Source organism: Blautia sp. 210820-DFI.6.14 (genome assembly GCF_020558815.1).
GTDB classification, from domain to species: Bacteria; Bacillota; Clostridia; order Lachnospirales; family Lachnospiraceae; genus Blautia_A; species Blautia_A obeum.
Genome location: NZ_JAJCKS010000124.1, coordinates 1 through 292, shown reverse-complemented (window position 1 = coordinate 292; position 292 = coordinate 1). Strand labels below are relative to the sequence as shown.

1 protein-coding gene is annotated in these 292 nt (G+C 43.2%); it reads right to left on the bottom strand.

Annotation, left to right across the window (positions count from 1 at the left end):
• The coding region (locus LI112_RS18010) for a transposase (RefSeq protein ID WP_227191222.1) at window positions 1-292 on the bottom strand (292 nt) is incomplete at both ends.

Below are 292 nucleotides of genomic sequence, written 5' to 3'. Positions count from 1 at the left end.
GTTCCTCCAGTTTATATTCCAGCATAGACAGAAACAGGCCATATCCATTATCATGTACACCTTTTCCAAGATGAAGTCCTCCTGCCATCCCTTTCAGATTCAGATCTTCCACGCATACTGCATCGAAGCTCTCAGCAAGACTGGCACTGAGTTTATGCTGAAAGTCTTTTCTCTGATTTCGGATCTTTTCATGGCACAGTGCAACTCTTTTCTTCTGCTTCTTATAATTCTGACTGCCTTTCTGACATCTGGACAGCTTTCTCTGTTCCCGCGCAAGCTTTTTCTCTGTATT